The sequence below is a fragment of the Planococcus sp. CAU13 genome (genome assembly GCF_000775575.1).
Lineage (GTDB): Bacteria > Bacillota > Bacilli > Bacillales_A > Planococcaceae > Planococcus.
In genome coordinates, this window is record NZ_JRGN01000008.1 from 1 (window position 1) to 4,617 (window position 4,617).

Sequence of the window (4,617 nt, forward strand, 5' to 3'; positions counted from 1 at the left end):
GCTCAGGCCGCTCCCTGCGGAAAGCGTCTGGCTGAAGCGAATTCATCGGTTGCTATCTATAAAACTAGAAACAAACAAGAAACGCTCGGCCGAGCGCCGGGCGTTTCTGTTTTTCATTGAACAGGGATATACTGTCTGTTGAATGAAGAACAGAAAAAGAGGAGTGTTTTAGTATGCGGAATTTGCCGAAACGATTGAAAAAAGGGGATACGGTTGGGGTGATTTCACCTTCGAGTCCACCGAATCTGGAGAATCTCGAGAAGGCACTGCCATTTTTGGAAGAGTTGGGCCTGAAAGTGAAAATGGGCAAATCGGTAAGAGAAAAATACGGCTATTTGGCAGGCGACGATGATGCGCGCCTTGCTGATCTGCATGATATGTTCGAGGATCCGGAAGTTGCCGGCATCATCTGTGCAGGCGGTGGATACGGCGCTGCGCGTTATGCGGACCGCATCGATTACGCGATGATCAAGGAAAACCCGAAAGTGTTCTGGGGTTATTCGGATATCACATTTTTGCATATGGCAATCGGCCAGTATTCGGATCTCGTGACGTTCCACGGGCCGATGCTCGCGTCGGATGTCGGCAAGGATACGTTCCATGAACGCAGCCGCCGCATGTTCGGCCAGCTGTTTGAACCGTTCGAGCTGTTTTATTCCGAAGAGATTTCTGAACTTACGGCACTTGTCGGCGGAGTCGCGGATGGCGAACTGGTGGGCGGCAACCTGTCACTGATCCGCGGTTCGATCGGCACGAAATTCGAATTGGACACGAAAGGCAAGATCCTTTTAATAGAAGATATTGACGAAGAACCGTATCAAGTGGACGAAATGCTGAACCAGCTCCGCATGGCGCGCAAATTCGACGAAGCGGCGGGCATCGTCATCGGCGACTTCAAAAACGCAGAGCCGAAAAAACGGGAAAAATCGCTGACGCTGGACGAAGTATTTAATCATTATTTCAGCAATTTGCAGGTGCCGGTCGTGAAAGGCTTTAAAATCGGCCACTGTGAACCGCATTTCTCCGTGCCGCTCGGTGTCAAAGCGCGTCTGGATGCAGATAATAAAACATTGACGATTCTGCCGGGAGTTGAATAAGATGACGATAATAAAATCGATTACCAGTTACAGGACCGCGGTACCGCTGAAGAAGCCGTTCAAAACGGCATTGCGCACCGTGACCGTTGCAGAAGCGGTCGTCGTCCATATTTTAACGGAAGACGGCCGGAGCGGTTTCGGAGAAGCTCCGCCGACACACGTCATCACAGGCGATTCGCTCGAAAGCATCGAATTTGCGGTGGAATTGATAGGCGCAGCGCTGATTGGGCAGGATATCCGGCGGCGTGAAGTGGTGTTCCAAAAATTGCATGCAGCGATGATCGGCAACACGAGCGCCAAAGCGGCGATCGATATGGCGCTGTACGATTTGATGGCGCAGGTGGCGGATATGCCGCTCGTCGATTTTCTTGGAGGATACCGGCGTGAACTGGAAACGGATTTTACGGTGTCGGTCAATTCGCCGGAAGAAATGGCGGATGATGCTGCAGGTTACATAGAAGACGGATTTGATGTATTGAAGATTAAAGTAGGCATCGGCTCGGTCGAAGAAGATATCAGACGGATCAAAGCGATCCGCGAAAGAGTCGGCTACGATGTGCTGCTCCGCCTTGACGCCAACCAGGGCTGGGAAGCGAAATCGGCTGTGCGTGCCATCCGCCGCATGGAAGATGCCGGACTTGCGATCGAATTGATCGAGCAGCCGGTCCACGCAAAAGACATCGAAGGCCTGAAGTTTGTCACCGATAATACGATGACTGACATCATGGCGGACGAAAGCATCTTTTCACCGAAAGACGCGCTGCGTGTTCTGCAGCTGCGCGCCGCCGATTTGATTAATATTAAATTAATGAAAGCGGGCGGCATCCATCAGGCATTGAAAATCAACACGCTGGCGGAAGCTTACGGCGTCCATTGTATGACCGGCAGCATGATCGAAACAAAACTCGGGGTCGGGGCAGCGGCGCATTTTGCGGCCTGCCAGCCGAACATCACCCGTTTTGATTTTGACCCGCCGCTGATGCTGAAGGAAGATATCGTTCCGGGCGTCATCGAATACGATGGAAAAACGATCCGATTCCCGGAGAAATCGGGACTTGGCATCGACAGTGATTTATTTCTTAAACGACTTACAGGACGGAGTGAATAGATATGTATGGGACTGAATCGACAGCGTGGGTCTGCAATGTGCCGGTGGCAACAGTGTGGACGAATCCGGGCAGTGTACGGGAAGTCGACGCCCACGGCACGGGGGAAACCGTCAAAGTCAATAAATGGATTGAAACAATGAATGAACAGGAAAATCATGACCTCACCCACAGCGGCCGCATCCAGACACAATTGCTCTACGGCGAGCCCGTACTCGTGGAGGAAGTGGTGGATGGCTGGGCGAAAATCATCGCCATCTGGCAGCCGAGCAGCAAAGACGAACGCGGCTATCCGGGATGGGTGCCGCTCCATCAATTAACCGAAACAGCTGTTGTCAATGAACTTGGCTATGCCCGCGTCAGTGTACGCAAAGCCCAGTTGTGGACAGAAGAGTTCAAGCCGCTGCTGGTGGTGCCGTTCAATACGCTTCTGCCGGTCAAAGAAAAAGGCGATTTTTTCTGCGTCCAGACTCCGGACGGCGAAGCTTTCATCAAAGCGGAAGAAGTGGAGCTTGCCCCGTCCGTTGACGAAATCCCGACAGGCAGCGGCCATGAAATCGCAAAACTGGCGGAAGATTTTCTGGATCTGCAGTATTTCTGGGGTGGCATGTCGAGCTACGGCTACGACTGTTCCGGCCTCAGCTACAATATGCTGAAGGCAAACGGCGTTGTCATCCCGCGTGATGCGCATGACCAGGCGGCGGCCGGCATCGAAATCGATACACAGAACCAATCGGAATGGCATATCGGCGACCTGCTGTTTTTCGCTTATGAAGAAGGCAAGGGCCGGATTCATCACGTCGGCATTTATTACGGCAACGGTCTGATGATCCATTCACCGACTCCCGGAAAAGCCATTGAAATCATCGAGCTTGCCGGCACGGTTCATGAAAAGGAATTGTGTGCGGTGCGAAGGTTCATACAGGAGGAAGAAAAACGATGACAACTGAGACTTTATTATCCGTAAAAGAACTGAAGCGCCATTTCGACCTGGGCAAAGGCGTCACACTAAAAGCGGTCGATGGCATTTCGTTCGACATCAAACGCGGCGAAACGTTCGGCCTGGTCGGCGAGTCGGGCTGCGGCAAATCGACAGCCGGCCGCACTATCATGGGGCTCTACAAAAACACCGAAGGCACTGTTGAATATGAAGGTGTCGATATCCATAAAATGTCGGACAAGGAACGCTTTGATTATCTGCGCAATATGCAGATGATTTTCCAGGATCCGTATGCTTCGCTCAATCCGCGTTCGACGGTATACGAAATCATCGCCGAACCGATGCAGGTCCATGGTCTGCACAAGGACAAAAAAGAAATGCAGGCGCGCATCCATCAATTGCTGGAAGACGTCGGCCTGAACCGCGATCACGCGAACCGCTATCCGCACGAATTTTCTGGCGGCCAGCGCCAGCGCATCGGCATTGCGCGCGCTTTGGCACTGGATCCGGATTTCATCATCGCCGATGAACCGATTTCGGCGCTCGATGTTTCCGTCCAGGCGCAGGTCGTCATGCTGCTGCAGAAACTGCAGAAGGAAAAAGGGCTGACGTATCTGTTCATCGCCCACGACCTCAGCATGGTGAAATACATTTCCGACCGCATCGGCGTCATGTACCTCGGCCATATGGTGGAACTGACGACTTCGGAGCGGCTTTACGACAATCCATTGCATCCATATACATCCGCTTTATTGTCCGCCATTCCGATTCCGGATCCGGATATTGAAGAAGCGCGCGAACGCGTCATCCTGGAAGGCGAACTGCCGAGCCCGATCAATCCGCCGAGCGGCTGTGTGTTCCGCACCCGCTGTCCGCATGCGATGCCGGTCTGTGCAGAAAAAGTTCCGGTCTGGCAGGAACAGGAACCGGGCCATTTTGTTGCCTGCCATTTATATGAACAATAAAACCTGACGAGGGGTGCTGGAGCTTAATAGTGATAATTCCACGTTTTTATGATATAATAAACAGATACTGTTTCTTAAAGAGAGGCGTGGATATCAATGGCATTTCAACCACATGAAAAAGAAGTATCAGAATTCGTAGCGGCCCGCCGCATCGGAGAATGGATCACCTTTTCCCGCAATAACGTCGAAGTATCCGGAACTATTTTCAAAATCATGGACAACTCGGTGATTGTTGAAATTTCACCGGAAGACGCGAAAGAAATCGGCGCAGCTTCGAACATGACCGTGATCTCACATAAGAAATACACACCAGTCGAATAAGACAGCTGAAACTCCTGCCAGGTGCGGGGGTTTTTTCTATATATTTTTTTGACAATAAAAATCAGGTGGATGCCGCTTCGGCGCTTTGGACAGAGCTAAGATTATGCTCCTGCGCAAGCTCGTCTCAAAGGAGGTGCCATCTTCGTATGGCACACCTTGGTTCCCACAATAAGCCGAGAAGACCACTC

At 51.8% G+C, this 4,617-nt stretch carries 5 protein-coding genes; all 5 read left to right on the forward strand.

From position 1 onward, the window contains the following. Positions 1-173 precede the first annotated feature (173 nt). The 5 genes from KW93_RS00265 to KW93_RS00285 all read left to right on the forward strand — a co-directional run bounded on the left by KW93_RS00265 (position 174) and on the right by KW93_RS00285 (position 4,429). A complete protein-coding gene (locus tag KW93_RS00265) occupies positions 174-1,097 on the forward strand; it encodes a S66 peptidase family protein (protein ID WP_033540943.1) in 924 nt (307 codons plus the stop codon). Position 1,098: 1 nt separating this feature from the next. Further along, a complete protein-coding gene (locus KW93_RS00270) occupies positions 1,099-2,205 on the forward strand; it encodes a mandelate racemase/muconate lactonizing enzyme family protein (RefSeq protein WP_033540944.1) in 1,107 nt (368 codons plus the stop codon). A gap of 2 nt (positions 2,206-2,207) precedes the next feature. Further along, positions 2,208-3,146, forward strand: a complete 939-nt coding sequence (locus KW93_RS00275; protein ID WP_033540945.1) for a C40 family peptidase — start codon at positions 2,208-2,210, stop codon at positions 3,144-3,146. Beyond that, positions 3,143-4,108: an ABC transporter ATP-binding protein gene (locus KW93_RS00280; protein ID WP_033540946.1), complete on the forward strand. Its 966-nt coding sequence runs from the start codon at positions 3,143-3,145 to the stop codon at positions 4,106-4,108. Before KW93_RS00275 ends, KW93_RS00280 begins: the two co-directional genes overlap by 4 nt. Positions 4,109-4,204: 96 nt before the next feature. Further along, positions 4,205-4,429, forward strand: coding sequence for a DUF2187 family protein (locus KW93_RS00285; RefSeq protein ID WP_033540947.1), 225 nt, complete (start codon positions 4,205-4,207; stop codon positions 4,427-4,429). Positions 4,430-4,617 lie beyond the last annotated feature (188 nt).

Bases quoted from the DNA above. Each gene is read 5' to 3' on its own strand.
- KW93_RS00285 (WP_033540947.1), top strand. From the start codon at position 4,205: ATGGCATTTCAACCACATGAAAAAGAAGTATCAGAATTCGTAGCGGCC.
- KW93_RS00265 (WP_033540943.1), top strand. From the start codon at position 174: ATGCGGAATTTGCCGAAACGATTGAAAAAAGGGGATACGGTTGGGGTG.
- KW93_RS00275 (WP_033540945.1), top strand. From the start codon at position 2,208: ATGTATGGGACTGAATCGACAGCGTGGGTCTGCAATGTGCCGGTGGCA.
- KW93_RS00270 (WP_033540944.1), top strand. From the start codon at position 1,099: ATGACGATAATAAAATCGATTACCAGTTACAGGACCGCGGTACCGCTG.
- KW93_RS00280 (WP_033540946.1), top strand. From the start codon at position 3,143: ATGACAACTGAGACTTTATTATCCGTAAAAGAACTGAAGCGCCATTTC.